The sequence below is a fragment of the Methylobacterium sp. FW102-HT35C08 genome, from assembly GCF_058790235.1.
Map to the genome: position 1 here is coordinate 1,370,865 of NZ_JBYTCL010000002.1, position 15,848 is coordinate 1,386,712.

General features: G+C 67.0%; 17 protein-coding genes. 7 read left to right on the forward strand and 10 right to left on the reverse strand.

Translation table 11 applies throughout. From position 1 onward, the window contains the following. The first annotated feature begins 83 nt into the window (after positions 1-83). The 4 genes from AC3WSN_RS06635 to AC3WSN_RS06650 all read left to right on the forward strand — a co-directional run bounded on the left by AC3WSN_RS06635 (position 84) and on the right by AC3WSN_RS06650 (position 3,059). Positions 84-482: a DUF350 domain-containing protein gene (locus AC3WSN_RS06635; RefSeq protein WP_492536818.1), complete on the forward strand. Its 399-nt coding sequence runs from the start codon at positions 84-86 to the stop codon at positions 480-482. Between the two features lie 11 nt (positions 483-493). Then, positions 494-1,153 (forward strand): DUF1190 domain-containing protein, encoded by a 660-nt coding sequence (locus tag AC3WSN_RS06640; RefSeq protein ID WP_492536819.1) that lies wholly within the window; start codon positions 494-496, stop codon positions 1,151-1,153. Beyond that, positions 1,153-2,319: a glutathionylspermidine synthase family protein gene (locus AC3WSN_RS06645; RefSeq protein WP_492536820.1), complete on the forward strand. Its 1,167-nt coding sequence runs from the start codon at positions 1,153-1,155 to the stop codon at positions 2,317-2,319. The genes AC3WSN_RS06640 and AC3WSN_RS06645 overlap by 1 nt, the downstream gene beginning before the upstream one ends. Before the next feature lie 527 nt (positions 2,320-2,846). Next, positions 2,847-3,059, forward strand: a complete 213-nt coding sequence (locus tag AC3WSN_RS06650; protein ID WP_492536821.1) for a ComEA family DNA-binding protein — start codon at positions 2,847-2,849, stop codon at positions 3,057-3,059. Between the two features lie 298 nt (positions 3,060-3,357). On the opposite strand, the gene AC3WSN_RS06655 is transcribed toward AC3WSN_RS06650, so the two are convergent. From AC3WSN_RS06655 to AC3WSN_RS06685, 7 genes are all read right to left on the reverse strand, one after another. Beyond that, positions 3,358-3,555: a ComEA family DNA-binding protein gene (locus tag AC3WSN_RS06655; RefSeq protein WP_373622448.1), complete on the reverse strand. Its 198-nt coding sequence runs from the start codon at positions 3,553-3,555 to the stop codon at positions 3,358-3,360. Between the two features lie 144 nt (positions 3,556-3,699). Then, a complete protein-coding gene (locus AC3WSN_RS06660; protein WP_492536822.1) occupies positions 3,700-5,148 on the reverse strand; it encodes a cytochrome P450 in 1,449 nt (482 codons plus the stop codon). A gap of 142 nt (positions 5,149-5,290) precedes the next feature. Beyond that, positions 5,291-5,692: a hypothetical protein gene (locus AC3WSN_RS06665; protein WP_492536823.1), complete on the reverse strand. Its 402-nt coding sequence runs from the start codon at positions 5,690-5,692 to the stop codon at positions 5,291-5,293. Between the two features lie 234 nt (positions 5,693-5,926). Beyond that, entirely contained in the window at positions 5,927-6,745 is an 819-nt protein-coding gene (locus AC3WSN_RS06670; protein WP_492536824.1) for a GNAT family N-acetyltransferase, read from the reverse strand. Positions 6,746-6,820: 75 nt separating this feature from the next. Then, complete coding sequence (locus tag AC3WSN_RS06675; protein ID WP_492536825.1) at positions 6,821-8,143, reverse strand: glycosyltransferase; 1,323 nt, start codon at positions 8,141-8,143, stop codon at positions 6,821-6,823. Between the two features lie 697 nt (positions 8,144-8,840). Further along, complete coding sequence (locus AC3WSN_RS06680) at positions 8,841-9,323, reverse strand: hypothetical protein (protein ID WP_492536826.1); 483 nt, start codon at positions 9,321-9,323, stop codon at positions 8,841-8,843. A 1,730-nt stretch (positions 9,324-11,053) separates the two neighbouring features. Beyond that, positions 11,054-11,242 carry a hypothetical protein gene (locus tag AC3WSN_RS06685; protein ID WP_238199686.1) on the reverse strand — a complete coding sequence of 63 codons (189 nt, stop codon included), beginning with the start codon at positions 11,240-11,242 and terminating at the stop codon, positions 11,054-11,056. A gap of 358 nt (positions 11,243-11,600) precedes the next feature. Between AC3WSN_RS06685 and AC3WSN_RS06690 the strand changes: the two genes are divergently transcribed. After that, positions 11,601-11,963 carry a response regulator gene (locus AC3WSN_RS06690; protein WP_210331870.1) on the forward strand — a complete coding sequence of 121 codons (363 nt, stop codon included), beginning with the start codon at positions 11,601-11,603 and terminating at the stop codon, positions 11,961-11,963. Here AC3WSN_RS06690 and AC3WSN_RS06695 read toward each other — a convergent pair. The 3 genes from AC3WSN_RS06695 to AC3WSN_RS06705 form a co-directional block, all read right to left on the reverse strand. Next, positions 11,941-12,225 carry a hypothetical protein gene (locus tag AC3WSN_RS06695; protein ID WP_492536827.1) on the reverse strand — a complete coding sequence of 95 codons (285 nt, stop codon included), beginning with the start codon at positions 12,223-12,225 and terminating at the stop codon, positions 11,941-11,943. The genes AC3WSN_RS06690 and AC3WSN_RS06695 overlap by 23 nt on opposite strands. A 99-nt stretch (positions 12,226-12,324) precedes the next feature. Continuing rightward, the gene (locus AC3WSN_RS06700) at positions 12,325-13,002 is read right to left on the reverse strand and encodes a hypothetical protein (RefSeq protein WP_492536828.1); all 678 of its coding nucleotides are present in this window, start codon (positions 13,000-13,002) and stop codon (positions 12,325-12,327) included. Between the two features lie 75 nt (positions 13,003-13,077). Further along, on the reverse strand, positions 13,078-13,293 hold the full coding sequence (locus AC3WSN_RS06705) for a hypothetical protein (RefSeq protein WP_373622450.1): 216 nt from the start codon (positions 13,291-13,293) through the stop codon (positions 13,078-13,080). Positions 13,294-13,619: 326 nt separating this feature from the next. Here AC3WSN_RS06705 and AC3WSN_RS06710 point away from each other — a divergent pair, with 326 nt between their 5' ends. Further along, positions 13,620-14,681: an ion channel gene (locus AC3WSN_RS06710; RefSeq protein WP_492536829.1), complete on the forward strand. Its 1,062-nt coding sequence runs from the start codon at positions 13,620-13,622 to the stop codon at positions 14,679-14,681. A 433-nt stretch (positions 14,682-15,114) separates the two neighbouring features. Next, complete coding sequence (locus AC3WSN_RS06715; protein ID WP_192709360.1) at positions 15,115-15,675, forward strand: tellurite resistance TerB family protein; 561 nt, start codon at positions 15,115-15,117, stop codon at positions 15,673-15,675. Positions 15,676-15,848: the final 173 nt, after the last annotated feature.

Sequence of the window (15,848 nt, forward strand, 5' to 3'; positions counted from 1 at the left end):
GGAAATGCGGATCAATCGGATCTCATGGCTGAACTGATCGCGATGCCAGGCTGCGCGGGCGGGCCCGTGCGGGACCCGACGCGGTGAATTCAATCTCGGGACTGCCCGACTTTCTGCTCTATCTCGTGACGGCGCTCGGCCTGATCGGCCTCTATCTCGCCACCTACACCTTCGCGACGGCGCATAACGAGCTCGTGCTCATCCGGCAGGACGTGACGGCGGCCGCGGTGGCGCTGGGGTTCAGCCTCGCCGGCTTCGCGATGCCGCTCGCGGCCGCGATCTTCAACGCGCAGTCGCTCCTCGACTGCGTGATCTGGGGACTGATCGCCCTCATCGTCCAGATCCTCGTCTACTGGCTGGTGCGCCTCGCGATCCCGGACCTCTCGCGGCGCATCGCCGACGGGCGCATGGCCCCGGCCGTGCTGCTCGGTGCGGTGTCGTTCGCGGTCGGGATCGTGAACGCCGCCGCGATGACCTACTGAGAGGCGCCGCGATGCCGCCGATCGACCCCGTGGGTGAGACCGGCACGGAGCGCCGCTCCAAGCGCTCGGCCACCATCTCCCTCGTGCTGCTCGCCGGCGCCGGCGCCGCGGCGCTCCTCCTCGCACGGCGCGATCCCTCGCAGCGCGAGGAGGACGCCCTGGTCTACGGCAACGACGGCGCCTGCATCGCGGGCGGCGTGCGGCCGGCCGACGAGTGCGTCACCGAGTATCGCGCGGCGCTCGACAGCTACGCCGCTGGCGCGCCGCGCTACCTGACGGATGCGGATTGCGAGCGCCACCACGGCCCGGGCGGCTGCACCCTGAGAGCGGGCGATACGGCCGGCGACACGTTAAGCTTCGTCCCGCTGATGGCCGGCTACATGATCGGCCGCACTGCGGCGCAGGGCCTCCCCGCCCAGCCGCTCTATCGGCACGCACCGGAAGAGGAGCGCCCGGCGTCCAGCGGGGCCGGCGGTTTCGCGAGCGGCTACTGCACCGGTGCCGGCGGGCGCGTGCTCACGTCGGGCGGCGGCTCCGTCGCCCGCGTTTCCGCCGCGGTGGCGCGCACCACGACGAGCACGCCGCGCACGGTCGCCCGCGGCGGCTTCGGCGGGACGGGACGCGCCGTCTCGGCCTTCGGCGGTCACGCGGGCGGATCCAGGGGCGGCTGATGCGCCGCGTGACCGTCCCCGAGCGGCCCGACTGGCGCGCGCGCGCGGCCGCGGCGGGCTTCACCTTCCACACCTTCGCGGACGCGCCGTACTGGGACGAGAGCGCCTACTACGCCTTCAGCCTCGCCGAGATCGAGGACGACATCGAGGCGCCGACCCGGGAACTCCACGCGCTCTGCCTCGCCTTCGCCGAGCGTGCCGTCCGGGACGCTTCCATCCTGACATCCCTGGCCATCCCCGAGCATGCCTGGGACGCGATCGCCGACAGCTTCGGACGGCGCGATCCCACGCTCTACGGCCGGCTGGACCTCTGCTACGGCGGGACCGGCACCGGGCCGGCCAAGCTCCTCGAATACAACGCCGATACGCCGACCGCCCTCTACGAGAGCGCGGTGTTCCAGTGGCTCTGGCTTGAGGACGGCCTCGCGCGCGGCTTCCTGCCGGCGGGCGCCGACCAGTTCAACGCGCTGCATGAGCGGCTGATCGCGCGCCTCGGGGAGATGGGCCTGCCCGACACGGTCGCCTTCGCGTGCTTCCCCGACGCGCCGGAGGATCGCGGCACGGTCGCCTACCTCCAGGATTGCGCTGCCCAGGCCGGTCTGCGCGCGCCCTTCGTGCCGATGGAGGCGATCGGCCTGGGCGACGACGGCCGCTTCCTCGACGCCGACGGCCGCCCCCTCGACGCCGTGTTCAAGCTTTACCCGTGGGAATGGATGTTCGCCGATGCCTTCGGCGCCGCCATCGGTCCGTCACCGACCCGCTTCATCGAGCCGTCGTGGAAGGCGGTCCTGTCCAACAAGGGGATGCTGGCGCATCTCTGGGCCATGGCGCCGGGTCATCCGAACCTGCTGCCGACCTACTTCGAGAACGATCCCGCCAAGGCCGTCCTCGGGACCTCCTTCGCGAAAAAGCCGCTGTACGCGCGCGAGGGCGCGAATGTGCTCCTCGTCCGCGATGGCGCGGTTCTCGAGCGCGACGACGGGCCTTACGGGAAAGAGGGTCATGTGCGCCAGGCGCTCGCGGAATTGCCCGCCTTCGCGGGGCGCCATGCCCTTGTCGGAAGCTGGATCGTCGGCGCGGAACCCGCAGGGCTCTGCATGCGCGAGGAGACGCGCCGCATCACCACCGACCGGGCCCGCTTCGTGCCTCATCTCATCCTGGGGTGAGTCCATTCAGGCCCCGCCTTTCCAAGAGACGGACATAAACGTGGACGTTTGCGAGAGGCGAGGCGTCGACGCGGGTCGACTGGACGAGACTGCCTCGAAGAGGCCATGCCAAGGCGGCATCGATACCGTCAGTCTAGGAAGGAGGCGAGATGATCCGATCCACGCTCTTCATAAGCGCCGGTCTCGCAGCAGTTTCGGTCGTGGCGGCGACGCTTTGGATCTCGCATGGCCCTCGCCCCCAGATGAGCCAGGGTAAACAGGCGTCGGTCCCCGTGCCGCTGTCGCAGCAGCGGCCGACGGGTTCCAGTGGCCAGCCGGTCCGGACCATAGCAACTGGGCCGTCGACCGGATCGGCCCTCAGCAGCACCCCGTCTCAGCAAGACAGAGGAGGAGTGGATCCGGCCCCCTCGGCTGCGATCCCGACCCCTGCCTCCACGCAGCCAGGGAATCTCCGTTCGCCGACGGATGCCGGGTCGCCGACCAGGCTCGCCGACGTCGCACCCAGCTCAGGCTCAGGGACGGACGCTGTGGCGAACAGCGCCGGTGAGCCATCGGCGACGGGTGGGCGTGTCGACCTGAACTCAGCCTCGATCGAGCAACTGAATGCGCTCGGAGCGGGCATGATCGGGAAACGCGTTATCGAGTTTCGGCCCTATGCGTCGGTCGAGGATCTGGTCACGAGACGTGTTCTGAAGCGGGCTGATTACGAGACCATCCGGGCCGCCGTCACCGCCCGGTAGCGTTGCGGATCGCCTTGGAAGGCGCATCCCTGATCGGGCACGACCGCCGGCCGCCGGCCGTCTCGCGGATCCAGCCGGTCCGTCGTGGTATGCGCTACCCGTCCGAGGCGGCAGCGGACGCGATCCTGTGGTGTGCCACGCATCCCACCCACCGCGCTCGATCGCACGATCCTGCGTCTGCTTCGATACCCGGCATACCCGAAAGCGGAAGCTCAGGTTCTCGCCAGAGTACGTCGGCCTTTGGGATCGCAACGCTGAAACCCGCTTGTTGCGCGGCACGGTCCGCGCTTCGGAGTCTTTAGTCGTTCGCGACGGTCAGGGCTTCGTCGAGGCCGTCCGTTTTGCCAGCCAAGCCTGGCACCTCGTTGAGTTGACGCAGGCTGGTGAAACGACCGCGCTCCTGCCGGTAGCGCACGATCTCAAAACCGTGGCCCTTCAAGGCTGGGATTGCGTCCAGCTCCTCTGCCGTCGCGCTATTGAGGTCGATCAGTCTCATCGATTCGGCATGCCTCACCAAGCCTGACGTGGCCGGTTGGCGAACCAAACGTGAGCGTCACAGCACAGTTCCAGCAACATGCGGCGGACCCGACGGGCGCCTTGGTAGCCGCTGTTGTGACAGCCCGTATGGCACCGCTCGTCGTCAGACATGGGCGTTGCCGTCTGACCGGGAGCGGGCCTTCGCCGTTGCGCCCAGCTCGGTCATAGAACAAGCGCGCCGGCTTTTCACCGGCGCCTGAGGCATGCAGCGGCGCAGCTTGAACACCGGCACATGGCTCGGCCGCGTCGAGAACGACCCGATCGGCTGGACAGGATCGGCGTGTTCCATCGCGATCGCGTTGCCGCGCAGAAGCCGGGCGAGGACAAGCATGCTCTCGGCGATGGCAAGTTGAGCGCCGATGCAGACACGTGGTCCGGCGCCAAATGGCAGGAACGTAAACCGGTCAGGCCTCGCGGCGTCGAGGAAGCGCGATGGATCGAAACGCGATGGAGAGGCCCAGAACGCGGGATTTCTATGCAGCATGCAGAATGGAAGGAGGACAAGGCTGCCACTTTGGACCGGCAACCCGCATAGGTCGTGCGGATCCATGACTGCGCGGGCGGACATGTAGGCCGGAGGATAGAGTCGCAAGGTTTCCTCGACCACCGCCCGAGTCAGCGGCAAGCGCGCGAGCGCCTCTCCGGCCGAACTCGGCGACACGTCGCATGCGCGAGCCTCCTCGCGCACGGCGTCCTGCCATTCAGGCGCGTTGGCGAGGAGAAAGCACGCCCAAAACAGTGTTAGTCCCGTGGTCTCGTGGCCGGCGAAGAGCATCGTCGACACCTCATCGGCCAACAAGCCCTTGTCCTCGTCCTTATAGGCGTCGGCCAGCATATCGAACATGTCGCGCGGTGAATCCGGCGACGCCGTCGCGCGGCGTTCAGTGATGACGGAGGCGATGAGCCGCGACCAGCGCCGCCGAAACAGGGCACGCCGCACATCTGTCGGCGTCAGCAGCTTCGATGGCAGCAGGAAATCGCTCGCGCGGGGACGCCCTATCGTGGCGGAATAGAACACGAGCAGGCGCCTAAGCTCGGGCCCGAAACGGACCGTCTCAAGCGAGAACATCGAGCGCGCCGCGATGTCCAGGCTCAGGTCCTGCATCGCCGACAAGAGATCGATCGAGCCGTCACTCGAGGCTTCGATCCGCGCGCACGTCGCTTCCGCGCACGCCGCGATATGCCGCGACAAGACGGGCAGTGTCCGCGGCGTGAACGCGGGCGCAAGCGTGCGCCGCTGCCGCCGCCAAGCCTCACCCTCCGCCGCAGCGAGGCCCCTGCCGAGGAGGGGACCGAGCACGCGCCCTGTCGCTCGCACGCGGCGGAAACGATCCGGATGATCGGCCAGGACATGACGCATGGCGTCGGGGGTGTTGGCGAGGATCAGGTCGGTGATGCCCAGGCGGTACCTGATCGCCGGCGCGGAGAAGCACCGCGCCGGGAACGCCGAGAAGGCGTTGCGGCGGAGCCGCATGAGGACGCCGAGCCCGGTGACACGATCGGGTGCGAGCGGCGGCGCCGGAGGCTCGAAGTGGTGGCCAGTGCTATACATGGTACCATGCGTTTGAGCGCATCAGAATCCCGAACCTCCCGGCACCGCCCGCGCGCGCACGCGATGGAGAAACACCAGCTATTCGGTGCGCCGAGTGCGCCAAATCTCGGAGGCTAGAAGGCAGCCGATACTCCTGCTGGACTTATTTGCTTCCAGCGCAAAGCTTAAACGATACACCCCCTCGATCGGCAGCTGACGCATCCACGATCTTGAAGCTCGCGCGCGATTGCACGACCACCGTCTCGGACGTGGTCGTGGGCACGACCGGGCTTCCGTCCCCGGCGGCGGCGCAGGAGGTCGCTATTTTGTACGTCTTGCCATGGGCGTCTATGATCTTGCTGACGCATTTGCCGTCGTGCGGGCCGCCCAGCCCCTGCCCGTCGTATGTCCGCAAAGCAGCCAACGGCGCCCCCCCGCATGCCAGATCCGCTTGGACGTAATTGCCGTGGGACAGCGGCAGCGGCTCCGCGAGGACAGACCCGGCGCAGACAACGGACGCCGAAAACACGCCAGCGGCGTAGATCTGGGAAGCAACGGATTTCATGCGCAAACACCATGCGACGGTGGATCTTGCCGGCCGGTTTCGACTTGGCTGGTACGAAGCATCAATATTGCGCGCCAAGTCTCCCGACCTACCGATATAATTATTAACTCAGTCAGATTTCGGCTCTGTTTCAAGAGATCAGCGGCTCGGTTACGCTTGAAATTATGATATTCTCATCCTGTCAGATGATTGGCAGCAATCGTGTGAGGATCATGGTTCGACGCGGATCCACGGTCAGGCTGGCCGTTTGAAGTTTGGGCGTACGTACCGATGGAGTAAGCCAGCCCGTTCCTGGTTGCGATATGAGGAATACCCTTCGTCCGCGGGATCAGCGGGCTGCGCCGTCTCGCAGGTGAGGATGGTAGCGCCTGCTGACGAAGCCGCGCTCATCTGTGCGGCGACGATGCTACGCTGTATACCGCGACCCCGAAAGGCTGGCCGGGTCGCCTCGATCCCGAACCAAGCGGCCCCGTCTCGGACGAACATACTGCCGACGCCGGCGACCTCACCGTCCACCAGGGCGCCGAAGCATCGCCATGACGGACGGTCAACAAGGGCAGCAAACCAGGCCTCGCACACCGCTGGCAGGCCAAATCCTTCCACAACGGCCCGCCCGAACGCCTCAGCCCCTACGCCACTCAAAACCTCGATGTTTGCCGGCCCATCGCTCGGAGCGCGCGGGCTAAGATCATCCGTCGCGACGAATTTCGCCCAGCCTGATCCCGCTTTCGACATAGCGGCACGCGCAAGATACTCATCGAGGACAGGCGTCTGAGCACCGGGTGCGATTTGCAGCGCCCAGGAGACCGCATGCTCGTCCAGCCAAGAGGCTACAGCATCGAGGTCGTCGGCTGATGGTGCGATCTGCGCACCGACGGCCATCGCCCGATTCAGCTCCGTAATCGGGATAGCCCGACAGCCCAGCAACCCCATGTCGGCGATGGTCGTGCTGGCCAGACCGAGGCTGTCGCGCACATGATCGGGGGCGGAGGCAAACAGGTCGAGCCATGCATCGCGCTCGATCAGCTCCGCGAAACGATCTGTATTCTTCACGAGGGACAACCTCTTGTCGCAGCAGAAGTCGGCATGTTCGCTTCCCGCAGAACCGCGGGAGCAGGCCATGCGAGATCATTGATCTGCGGAGAGGTCCGTCCCGCGAGCCTGGGTGACGAGACCGTCCAGAACGCCGAGGATCGTGGCTGGCGTGTCGATCGCCGCCATGTCCGCGGCGATCGCCGCCGCCCGCTTGCGGTAGGACGGCTCGGACAGGACTCGGTCGACCGCCGCGCGCAGATCTTCGGCCGCAGGCCGTTGCGAGGGGATCTCGATGCCGACCCCTGACCACGCCACCCGTGCGCCGACCTCAGCCTTGTCCTCGGTGCGCCCCGCCGCCACAATGGGTACGCCGGCGCGAAGGGCAAGCTGTACGGTCCCGTAGCCGCCGTTGGTGACCAATACGTCGACCTTCGGCAGGAGCGCCGCAAAATCGAGGAATTCGGCAAGCCGAGCGTTCGTCGGGATCGGGCCATGCACGTTCCTGATCGGCCGGCGACCGGTGGTCACGAGTACCAGCAGGTCGTCGCGCTCGCCAAGCGCGGCGAGGGTCGGCTCGACAAGTTCGCCGAAATCGGCGTTTGCGACCGTGCCCTGGGTCACGAGCACCACCTTCCTGGACCCGTCGAGCTCGTCCCACCACTCTGGCAACGTGGACTCCCGCTGCGGCGGGGGCGGTAACGCGCCCACGAAACGAACGTGGTCAGGCAGCGGTCCGAAGTCGTATTCGAAGGCCGGTACGGTCGTCTGCAGGAAAGCGTCGGCCATGAGATGGCGCGAGTGCAGCACCGAGCACGGCAACGGCGGCAGGCCCATGGCGGCGAGCTTCGCGTCCGCATAGGCGCGGATCGGCGTACCGAAAACGTCGTCGGCTCCGACCGCCATGGCCGCGTAGGTCTTCCGCGTGGCCTCGTCGCGTGCCGGCGGCAACCCAATCATCGACGGGGCGCCGTCCGGCCTGTCCGCCACCATGATCGTGATGCTGCAGGCGACGATCGGCGGTCGGGGTGTCTCGCGATCCAGGAACAAGGCCGTGGCGCCGAAGAACAGATCATCGACGACGACGATATCGGGGCGATCCGCCGCGATGATCCGGCGCAGCGTCTCGGCCTGTGGCGGCATTGGATCGAGGAAGATCCGCTCGAAATTGTAGCGGAGCTGCTCCGGCCCCGGGGGCAGGCTGGCGCGCTCGGGCAACACCTCCTCGACCCGCGTGAAATCGATGTCCGCGCCGGCGGCGAGCGGCACGAAGCGCGCACCCGATGCTTCGACGGACGGCCGAAGGTACGCGCCCGTCGCGACCAGGGCCTCGTCGCCGCGAGCCAGGACCATGCGCACGATCGCAAGAAGCGGGTTCAGGTGGCCGGCGGCCGGTGTGGCGGCAAACAGGATCTTCATGCGGTCCCCGTAGCGGAGCAAGCGATGGTCAGCCGCACGCGCCGCGCCAGCCTATGCTCGGCGGTCGACGACTGTTTTCGCTCCTGCTTGGGTGTCTGCGCCCAGTCGGCTACGGCAGCATGTCAGCCGCAAAGAAGAGGGTTACAGCCGTAACGCCGGACCGCCGGCCATCCGCGGCTCACTCGCGGCGGACGCAACGCTCGTCTGGGTCTCCGGCTGCTCGTAGGGCCGCTGGGAGGGATCGTAACGACCGAGCTCGACCGGAAGCGGGACGACCGCGGAGGGGCACAAGACCAGGGTCCGGTCGCCCCCCGGGCCGACGAGGCCATACGATCGACGAATGACGGCTTTCGGGAAACACCGACGGCGATCCGCATGGCCGTACTGGATCGATCGTGGGCTGCCCGCTTTTCCGGCAGCTCTTCTCCGAAGCGGACATCGCGATCTGAGCGGCGCTCCATCCCCACCCGATCGCTGCCAAGCGGTCATTCAAGTGTCGTCTCTTCGCGAGGGTCGCTGAGCAAACTCCGCAATATTTCGATCCCACCGCGCGTGCGATATGGCTTCTGCAGCAACGTGAAGCCATTGGTGTCTTGATCCTCCCGGAGATAGCCGGAGGACAGTAGAATTGACATTTTCGGCTATTGCTGACGGATCATGTGTCCAAGGTCGGTGCCGTTCGTTGCACCGGGCCTGTTCACGTCGCCGCGCGGCGGCGACCCAGGCTCCCGCCTTCGTACAGGATGCGCGGCTGCCGGCCCGCGTAGCTGACGCCGAGGTCGAACCGTGCGGAGCCCGCCTTGCGCGCACCCCGGGCCGGGTTGGCCACTTCAAAGTCGATGACTGCCCGCGCGGCACATTTGGCCTGCGGCACGTTGCAGGTCACGCGCAGGGTCCCGGGCCGGATGGCGTAGCGGCGCTGGGGCCATTGCCTGATGGCGGCTCGCTTTTCATCGATGAGCTGCCCCTGCGTATAAGGACGCCCGTAGAACTGCACCGTGGGTCCGTACATGTACGGAACGCCCGCGACCGCGCCACCGTCATTCGAGGACCAGATCGCGAGGTAGCGCTCGGCGATGAAGGCCGTGCGTCGTTGCATCTCCGGCCCTGATTGCGCCAGGGCCGGAAACGAGCACAGGACGAGGCCGGCGCAGAGCAGCGGCAGGGCTGGCACCGGCATGCGCGGAGCTCCAGTTCGGGTGCGGGGAGGGCTCAAAATCGGCCGCCCGGCCCGGAGAGCCAGCGCATCAGGCCATCCGAGGCGGGGACGCCCCGGTGGACCCTCACGCGCGGTTCGTCGTCCGGCTCGTTGTCTTGCCTGACAACGGGGACCTCGCGAACGCGCGGGGTGTCGTCGCGGCCCTCAAGGCTGGCCGTGTGATACGGGGGCGCGACGGTCCCGCGATCGCGGCGCGACTCCGCCCGCCTGACCGCGCTCCGGATATCGTCGGCCGCGGCGAGGGATGGCAGGTTCCGCGACGGCACCGGCCGAGATCGGGGCGCAGGGCGTTGCGCCTCGGCATTACGGACGCGCGAATACCCATCATCCTCAGGCTCTGAGGCCCGGAGGCGCCGCGGGGCTTCCGCGACCCGGAGGCGCGCGCGCCCGTCATCCGCCCCCAGCGGGCGAACGCGCAGGGGCGCCTGCGTCGTCTTGGTGCGGAGACGGTCTTCCTCTTCCGAGGGCCGAATGCGCCTGGATGCGTCCGCGATACTTACGCGTGGGCGCTCGTCACCCTGTTCGGGCGGCCGGACCATCCTCGTCCCCTCAGCGGCACTGGCAACCGGGCGCCTGCCACCCGCGTCCGAGGCGCGAGCACGCCGGGGCACTTCGGCGACACGCTCCTCGGATGAATGGGCACGCTTGATGGCCAGCGCCAGATCAGCCTCATCCCCGTCCGGGGAAGGGGTCCGCCCGTCGGATTGCGCGAGCCGGTCGCGGACCCGACCCACGTCATCCGGCAATCGGACGACAGGCGGGGAAACCGGGTTGGCCTGCGGTCCGGGAGCCCGGCCTTGTTCGGCCACGCGCACGCCCTCCTTGGCTCGCGCGTCAGCCGGCTCTGGGGTGAATGTCAGCTTCGACGGCGCCGGCTTGGCCCTCACCGGTTCCGACCAGGGCAGCGACTGCCCGTGGGCTTCAGCCCGCAGGCGTTCGGAGAGAGAGGGCGCGGCTTCGTGAGGTGCTCCCGGAGTGTCCCTGTGAGCCTCGCCGCGGGACATGTACGCGCTCGTGCTCGCCACACCGGCTACGAAGGCGACGGCGACAGCGGACAGGAACCTCGTTGACGCGGCCATGGACTACCTCCCAGGGACGGCAGGTGGTGTCACGGTCCGTACGCGACAACCACACAGCGAAGACTAAGACCGTCAGTTCCCAGGTCGGCGCGGTGGGGAACTGGATACCGCAAGCGCCGGCTCACGGCTTTTTCATCCGGCCTCGGCCAGTTGCTCGGCACGCGATGCGGCCCTGAAGCCCTCGCTGTCGAAAACCAAACAGGACAGCGCAGCGTGGAGCCTTATCGGCGCCCGCGGTCCGCCGCGGCGAGACTCCCACGACATGACCGACCTTGCCGCCAACATAAACGACCCGTGTTGACTGTCCTGGCTACAGCACCGAACTCCAGCGCCTGCTGCGCAAGAACAGAACAAGAAGAACAACGATCGGGATTGGCATCCCTATGCGCCACAACAGCCCGCTCGCGAGCGTTGTTTCATCCCAAGCTGCATGGCTAATGAAATCAACCGGGGAAGCGTTCCATCAGGCGTGCTCATCGTTTCCGCGATGGGCCGGGCAGCTAACCCAAGCACGAGGGCGGTTCATCAGCAGGCGGCTTCTGCCGCCCAACGCTGATGTGCGACCGGCTCCTCGGCTTGCAGGACGTGGCCGGCCGCCGTGCTGGCTGACGATCAGCTTTTCTTATTGGCGCGGTGGTGGCCAACGGCACAGCCAGCGGCGGCGCCGGCTTTGCCGTGGCCGACCATCTTACCGCCTAAGCCACCCACGACAGCGCCTTTGAGGCAGCCCTTTGCCTCCGCCGCGCCAGCACCTGCGAGAACCAGAGCAGCCAAAGCTGCCGAGAGCGTCAGCATCCGCATAGCAGTCTCCCAAACCGATCCAGGCCGTCGAAACGGCGGTGCGCGTCGCTTCGTTCCGTCACGCATATGACCCTGCTGAGAGGATCTCGTACGCGTAACGTCCGTCGAAACGGTCTCCTGATGCCTTCCGGCGAAACAGCGTGCGCCAGCGCCGCCACGGATGCTCGGGCCGGTCGTGGGTCATGCGGCATCGCCGGCAGAGTGCCGCGAGGTTGCCCGGAACCCACGTCAACAGTGCGCCAACGCAATGTCGCGAGCCGCGGCACCCGGTCGGTCGTGCGGCCCGACACAGATCCTCCTGGCGGTCCGGGTTCAGCCTATGACCTGCGGCAAGCCCGCCGCTTAGAGGCTTATCGCCATGTCCCGCCCCGTTGCAGTGCTCGCTGAGGACGAGCCCTTGATCCGTTTGGAAGCCGCCGACATGCTCGGTGATTTCGGCTTCGACGTGCTGCAGGCCAGCACCGCCAGTGACGCGCTTCTGCTCCTCGAAGCGCTCAACGGCGCCGCCCTTCTCTACACGGACATCGACATGCCAGGCCGCATCAACGGCCGTCAGCTGGCGCACGAGGTCGTCGCACGCTGGCCATCGACAGCGATCATCGTCTGCTCTGCACGATCGGCTGAGGATGCCGCGCTACTGCCGCGCGGCGCCTTCTTCATCGGCAAGCCGTGCGCCGAATGGGTAGTCCGCGAAGCGCTCACGTCGCTTCAGCTGCATTGAAGCTGTCGTCGCACGCTCGAAGCGGTTTTCGCTTGGCGGGTTTCGCTCGGCGGGTTTCGCTTGCAATCGGTTCAGCAGTGGCTGCGCCCGCCTCTGGTGCCGGGCCGCCCATCGTCGCTGCAGGCCGATGCACTTCGATCAACACCCCGATCAGGTGAAGCAGTTCGTGATGCTGCGGGCCTGGCGGATTGCTGCAGAGGAACCGACCGGCGCCGTCACGAGAAGCGAGGCCACCGGATGATGTGTTCAGCGCGTGCAGCACGAAGACATCGGCCGGATGATGGCTCAGACGCGGTCTGTTCGGTGTCCTTCGACCGGTTTTGCGGCTGCCGGATGCCGACCCCACCGCCGGTCTCGGGGATCATTTATGGCTCTTCTCTTTCCAGAGAGCGGCGAAGAAACGGGTCAGCCCTTGCGCGTCGACATCTGCTGGCAGCTCGACCTGAGCCCGGGTCTCTGACGCTTGGTGGTCGGCCCTGTCTGCCGCCTCATGCAACACTTGCGTCAGGAGAGGCGGCCACTCCACGCCATGATCCTGCAGCAGGCGTGCGGCCTTCGCCAATGCGGTCATCTGATCCGCGGGCATTTCGCGCCCCATGATCTTCGCGTCGAGCGCACGGTCGGACAGCACGGTGCAGAGGCGTAGGACCTCGGACAGCTGTTCAGGGGAGGGAGGTTGGACGGTCATGTCTGATCCCTCCGTCGCGACCTGCTGACACCCCGCCGCCTGGGGCTGGGCTGCCGCCCGGCGGTCATGAAGGTCGCCAGGCTGCGTCAGCATTGTCGTCACGGCCGCAGCCACGAAGCAATCCCCCACGGTGTCCTCGACGCAGTCGCCTCGACGTTCACTGCACCAAACGCGCGCACCACGCATTCCTGCATGCGCCGCAGCCATGCGCGTGCGTCCGTGGTCCGCACCTCGGCCTGCTCGGCGCTCCACAGGCTCACGCCGGTTGGAGGCGCGACTGCTTGCCTCGACGATGACGGCGAACAGGACAGTGCCGCGATCCTCAGACGGCTGCTTCACGTGCTTGGCCATGTGCCACCGATCCGTCAGCAAGCTCGGCCGCACCGGGTTGGCGGGTATGGAGGAGCGGGGTCCTAGAGAGCCGGCTCAGACCTGTCCGGGCTGGCACCCATAGGGTGGCACAGCGCGCGGAAACCGTTCCTTGATGCGCATGCAGCCCCAGGCGCGCATTGGCTCGGGCAAGCGCCGGTTCACCTCGATACCGACCTCGTCGTAGGGCGACGGACCGGCTGTCACATAGCTATACCAGCGCCAGCCGATCGTACCGATGCCAGCCAGCGCGACGGCAAGGGCGACGGACACAGCCAACGCTGTCCTTGATTGAGGGCGCTGCTCTTCGCTCCGCATGTCGGACGCTTCCCATCCACGTTGACTTGTCCGTCCCGCCCGGCCGACATGAGCCTTTCCGGCGCGGTCGCGCTCGGAGACCAGCTTATCATCCGCCGGCCTTCAGCGAAGCCGTCGAACAGCTGCCGAGGGGCAGCGGGCGGCCCTGCGGTGACGGTCCGAGCCCGGACGGTATGCCGAACGGCTCGGCAGGCGGTCCAGCTTCTCCAGGGATGAAGGTCTCGACGGTGATGCGCCCAGCACGGGCTCGAAGCAGGCCACTCCGCTTTCGCCGCAGCGTCGTGCGCGACCTGCGGAACCGCATCCGCTTCGCTCTGGTCGGACTGCTGAGCCTGATCGGCCTGCACGTCGCCGCCATGATGGCCTTCGAGGGCCTCAGCTTGGGTGAAGCGGTGTGGCTGACCTTCACCACCATCACCACCACGGGCTACGGCGACCTTTCCGCCAAGACGCCCGCAGGTCGAGCAGCAACCATCGTACTGATCTACCTGTCCGGCATCTTCCTACTCACCCAGGCCGGGGGCGCGTTCTTCGAGTTTCGGATCCTCCGGCGCGAGCGCAAGCGTCGAGGCGAATGGAGGTGGGGCATGCGCGACCACATCGTTTTCGTGAACGCGCCCGCTGATGAGCCCGGCGACTATCTGCGGCGCCTCCTCGACCAGTTGCACCGGTCCCACGCCAACTTTGCCACCGTGCCTTCCTTGATCCTGACCGAAGCCTTTCCGGACGGCCTACCGCCCGATCTTGAGGATGATCCGCTCATCGTCCAGTTGAAGGGCCGCTTCGACGATCCTGCCGCCCTCGAAGCCGCCGGCGTTGACGACGCCCGCGTGCTCGTCATCCTCGCGGAGCAGGAAGGTGAGCGCCTGTCCGACAGCCGCACGTTCGACATCATCCATCGCTTGCGCGAACGTGGGATCAAAGCCCGCATCATCGCTGAGTGCGTCGATGACCTGAACCGCGAGCGCCTCAGGAAGGCAGGCGCGTCGGCCATCGTCAGGCCCCTGCGCGGCTACCCTGAGATGATCGTCCGCGCCATTGTCGCGCCCGGTACGGAGTGGATCATCGAGCGACTGTTCTCCAGCGAGGGTGACGAGTGCCTTCGTTTCGACGTGAAGGTCGATGGCGTCGCCTGGGCTGACATTGTGACGGCCGTCTTGATCCAGAACTTCGGCACGCCAGTCGGCTATGCGGATGCGCAGGGAACGCCACACAGCAACCCGCCCCCGCACACCGCTGTCGTCGCCGGGGCGCTGTTCGTGCTTGTCGACGAGACGCAACGGCCCACGAGTACGGCGCTCCAGAAGCTGCTCGACGAGTTGGCTCATCGCAGAACGGCATGAGGGCAAGGATCCGGCCCGAGGCGTCGCGGACGGTGCAAGGGTTCGGTAACCGACGGCCGTCACCGTCGTCGGTATGTCAAAGCGAACGATCCGAACCCTGAGAGGCGCTCTCTGGATCGCTGCCTTCGCGCTCTGCTGTTTCTCGGCCGCGATGCTGGTGGAGGCCAATCGGCCCGCTGAACCAGCGGTCGCGCGTCTGCCATCTGCTGATCCCACGGTGACCGGCGCGATCAACCAAGCGCCGATCCGGTGGTGTGGAGCTGCTGCTTGGTGCCGCTGAACGCTGACCTTACCTGACCCGGACCCAGAAAACGCGCCCTCAGCCCGGACCGAAGCGATGAGGGCGTCAACCATGGGCCTGACACGGTTCCTGAACCACCCTCCCGGTTGAGCCGTTGCAGCACGAAAGATCGTGCGGCACCAGGAGGTCACCGTGGCTGAGGCAAAGCGAATGGTCGATGCGCTGGTTCGCGACCGGGAGGGCAGCACCATCGCCGCGACAGCCGCACTGGGCGGCGTTGCGCTGATCGTCGGCTTGGCATTGAGGGCGCTCCCGCGGCGTGGGCCCGTGCAGGACTCGGCAGGTCCATCTCACGACACAAGCCCGCCTGCGGTTTCTCGCACGCCGTTCGATCACACAGAGGTCAGCGAGGACGAGGCCCGAACCATGTTGCGGGCCATGGTCGCTGCCACGCTGGCGGACGGACTCATGGATGCCGCGGAACGGGAGCGGCTCTACGGCGCCCTTGCTGCTGCCCAGATCGGCGATGCTGGCCGCGCCTGGCTGGACAAGGAACTGACCGAGCCAGCCGACGTCGATGAACTTGCCGCCGGGGTGAGCGGCCCGGAGCAAGCCGCTCGCATCTATGCTGCAGCCCGGCTCGCGATCGATCCGGATACGTTGCAGGAAAGGCAATTCCTCAAGATGCTCGCCGAGGCGCTCGACCTGCCGGGTGAAGCCACAGCGCGGCTGGAACAAGAACTTGGCGCCTAGGATCTGACCTCATGAGGTCCTTCGAGCGGCGCACGCACCCTCGTTGTCCCGCTCCCGGCAATTGCTCCAAGGATGTCTTGCTCCGGAGAGGACGATGGCTCCGGCGGGTGCGTAGCCGGGAACGGTGCGAGACGCTGTCGGGTTTGCCTAAGCCACTGTCGCACACCCGCGAA

Bases quoted from the DNA above. Each gene is read 5' to 3' on its own strand.
- AC3WSN_RS06640 (WP_492536819.1), top strand. From the start codon at position 494: ATGCCGCCGATCGACCCCGTGGGTGAGACCGGCACGGAGCGCCGCTCC.
- AC3WSN_RS06645 (WP_492536820.1), top strand. From the start codon at position 1,153: ATGCGCCGCGTGACCGTCCCCGAGCGGCCCGACTGGCGCGCGCGCGCG.
- AC3WSN_RS06655 (WP_373622448.1), bottom strand. From the start codon at position 3,555: ATGAGACTGATCGACCTCAATAGCGCGACGGCAGAGGAGCTGGACGCA.
- AC3WSN_RS06660 (WP_492536822.1), bottom strand. From the start codon at position 5,148: ATGTATAGCACTGGCCACCACTTCGAGCCTCCGGCGCCGCCGCTCGCA.
- AC3WSN_RS06665 (WP_492536823.1), bottom strand. From the start codon at position 5,692: ATGAAATCCGTTGCTTCCCAGATCTACGCCGCTGGCGTGTTTTCGGCG.
- AC3WSN_RS06675 (WP_492536825.1), bottom strand. From the start codon at position 8,143: ATGAAGATCCTGTTTGCCGCCACACCGGCCGCCGGCCACCTGAACCCG.
- AC3WSN_RS06680 (WP_492536826.1), bottom strand. From the start codon at position 9,323: ATGCCGGTGCCAGCCCTGCCGCTGCTCTGCGCCGGCCTCGTCCTGTGC.
- AC3WSN_RS06685 (WP_238199686.1), bottom strand. From the start codon at position 11,242: ATGCGGATGCTGACGCTCTCGGCAGCTTTGGCTGCTCTGGTTCTCGCA.
- AC3WSN_RS06690 (WP_210331870.1), top strand. From the start codon at position 11,601: ATGTCCCGCCCCGTTGCAGTGCTCGCTGAGGACGAGCCCTTGATCCGT.
- AC3WSN_RS06700 (WP_492536828.1), bottom strand. From the start codon at position 13,002: ATGGCCAAGCACGTGAAGCAGCCGTCTGAGGATCGCGGCACTGTCCTG.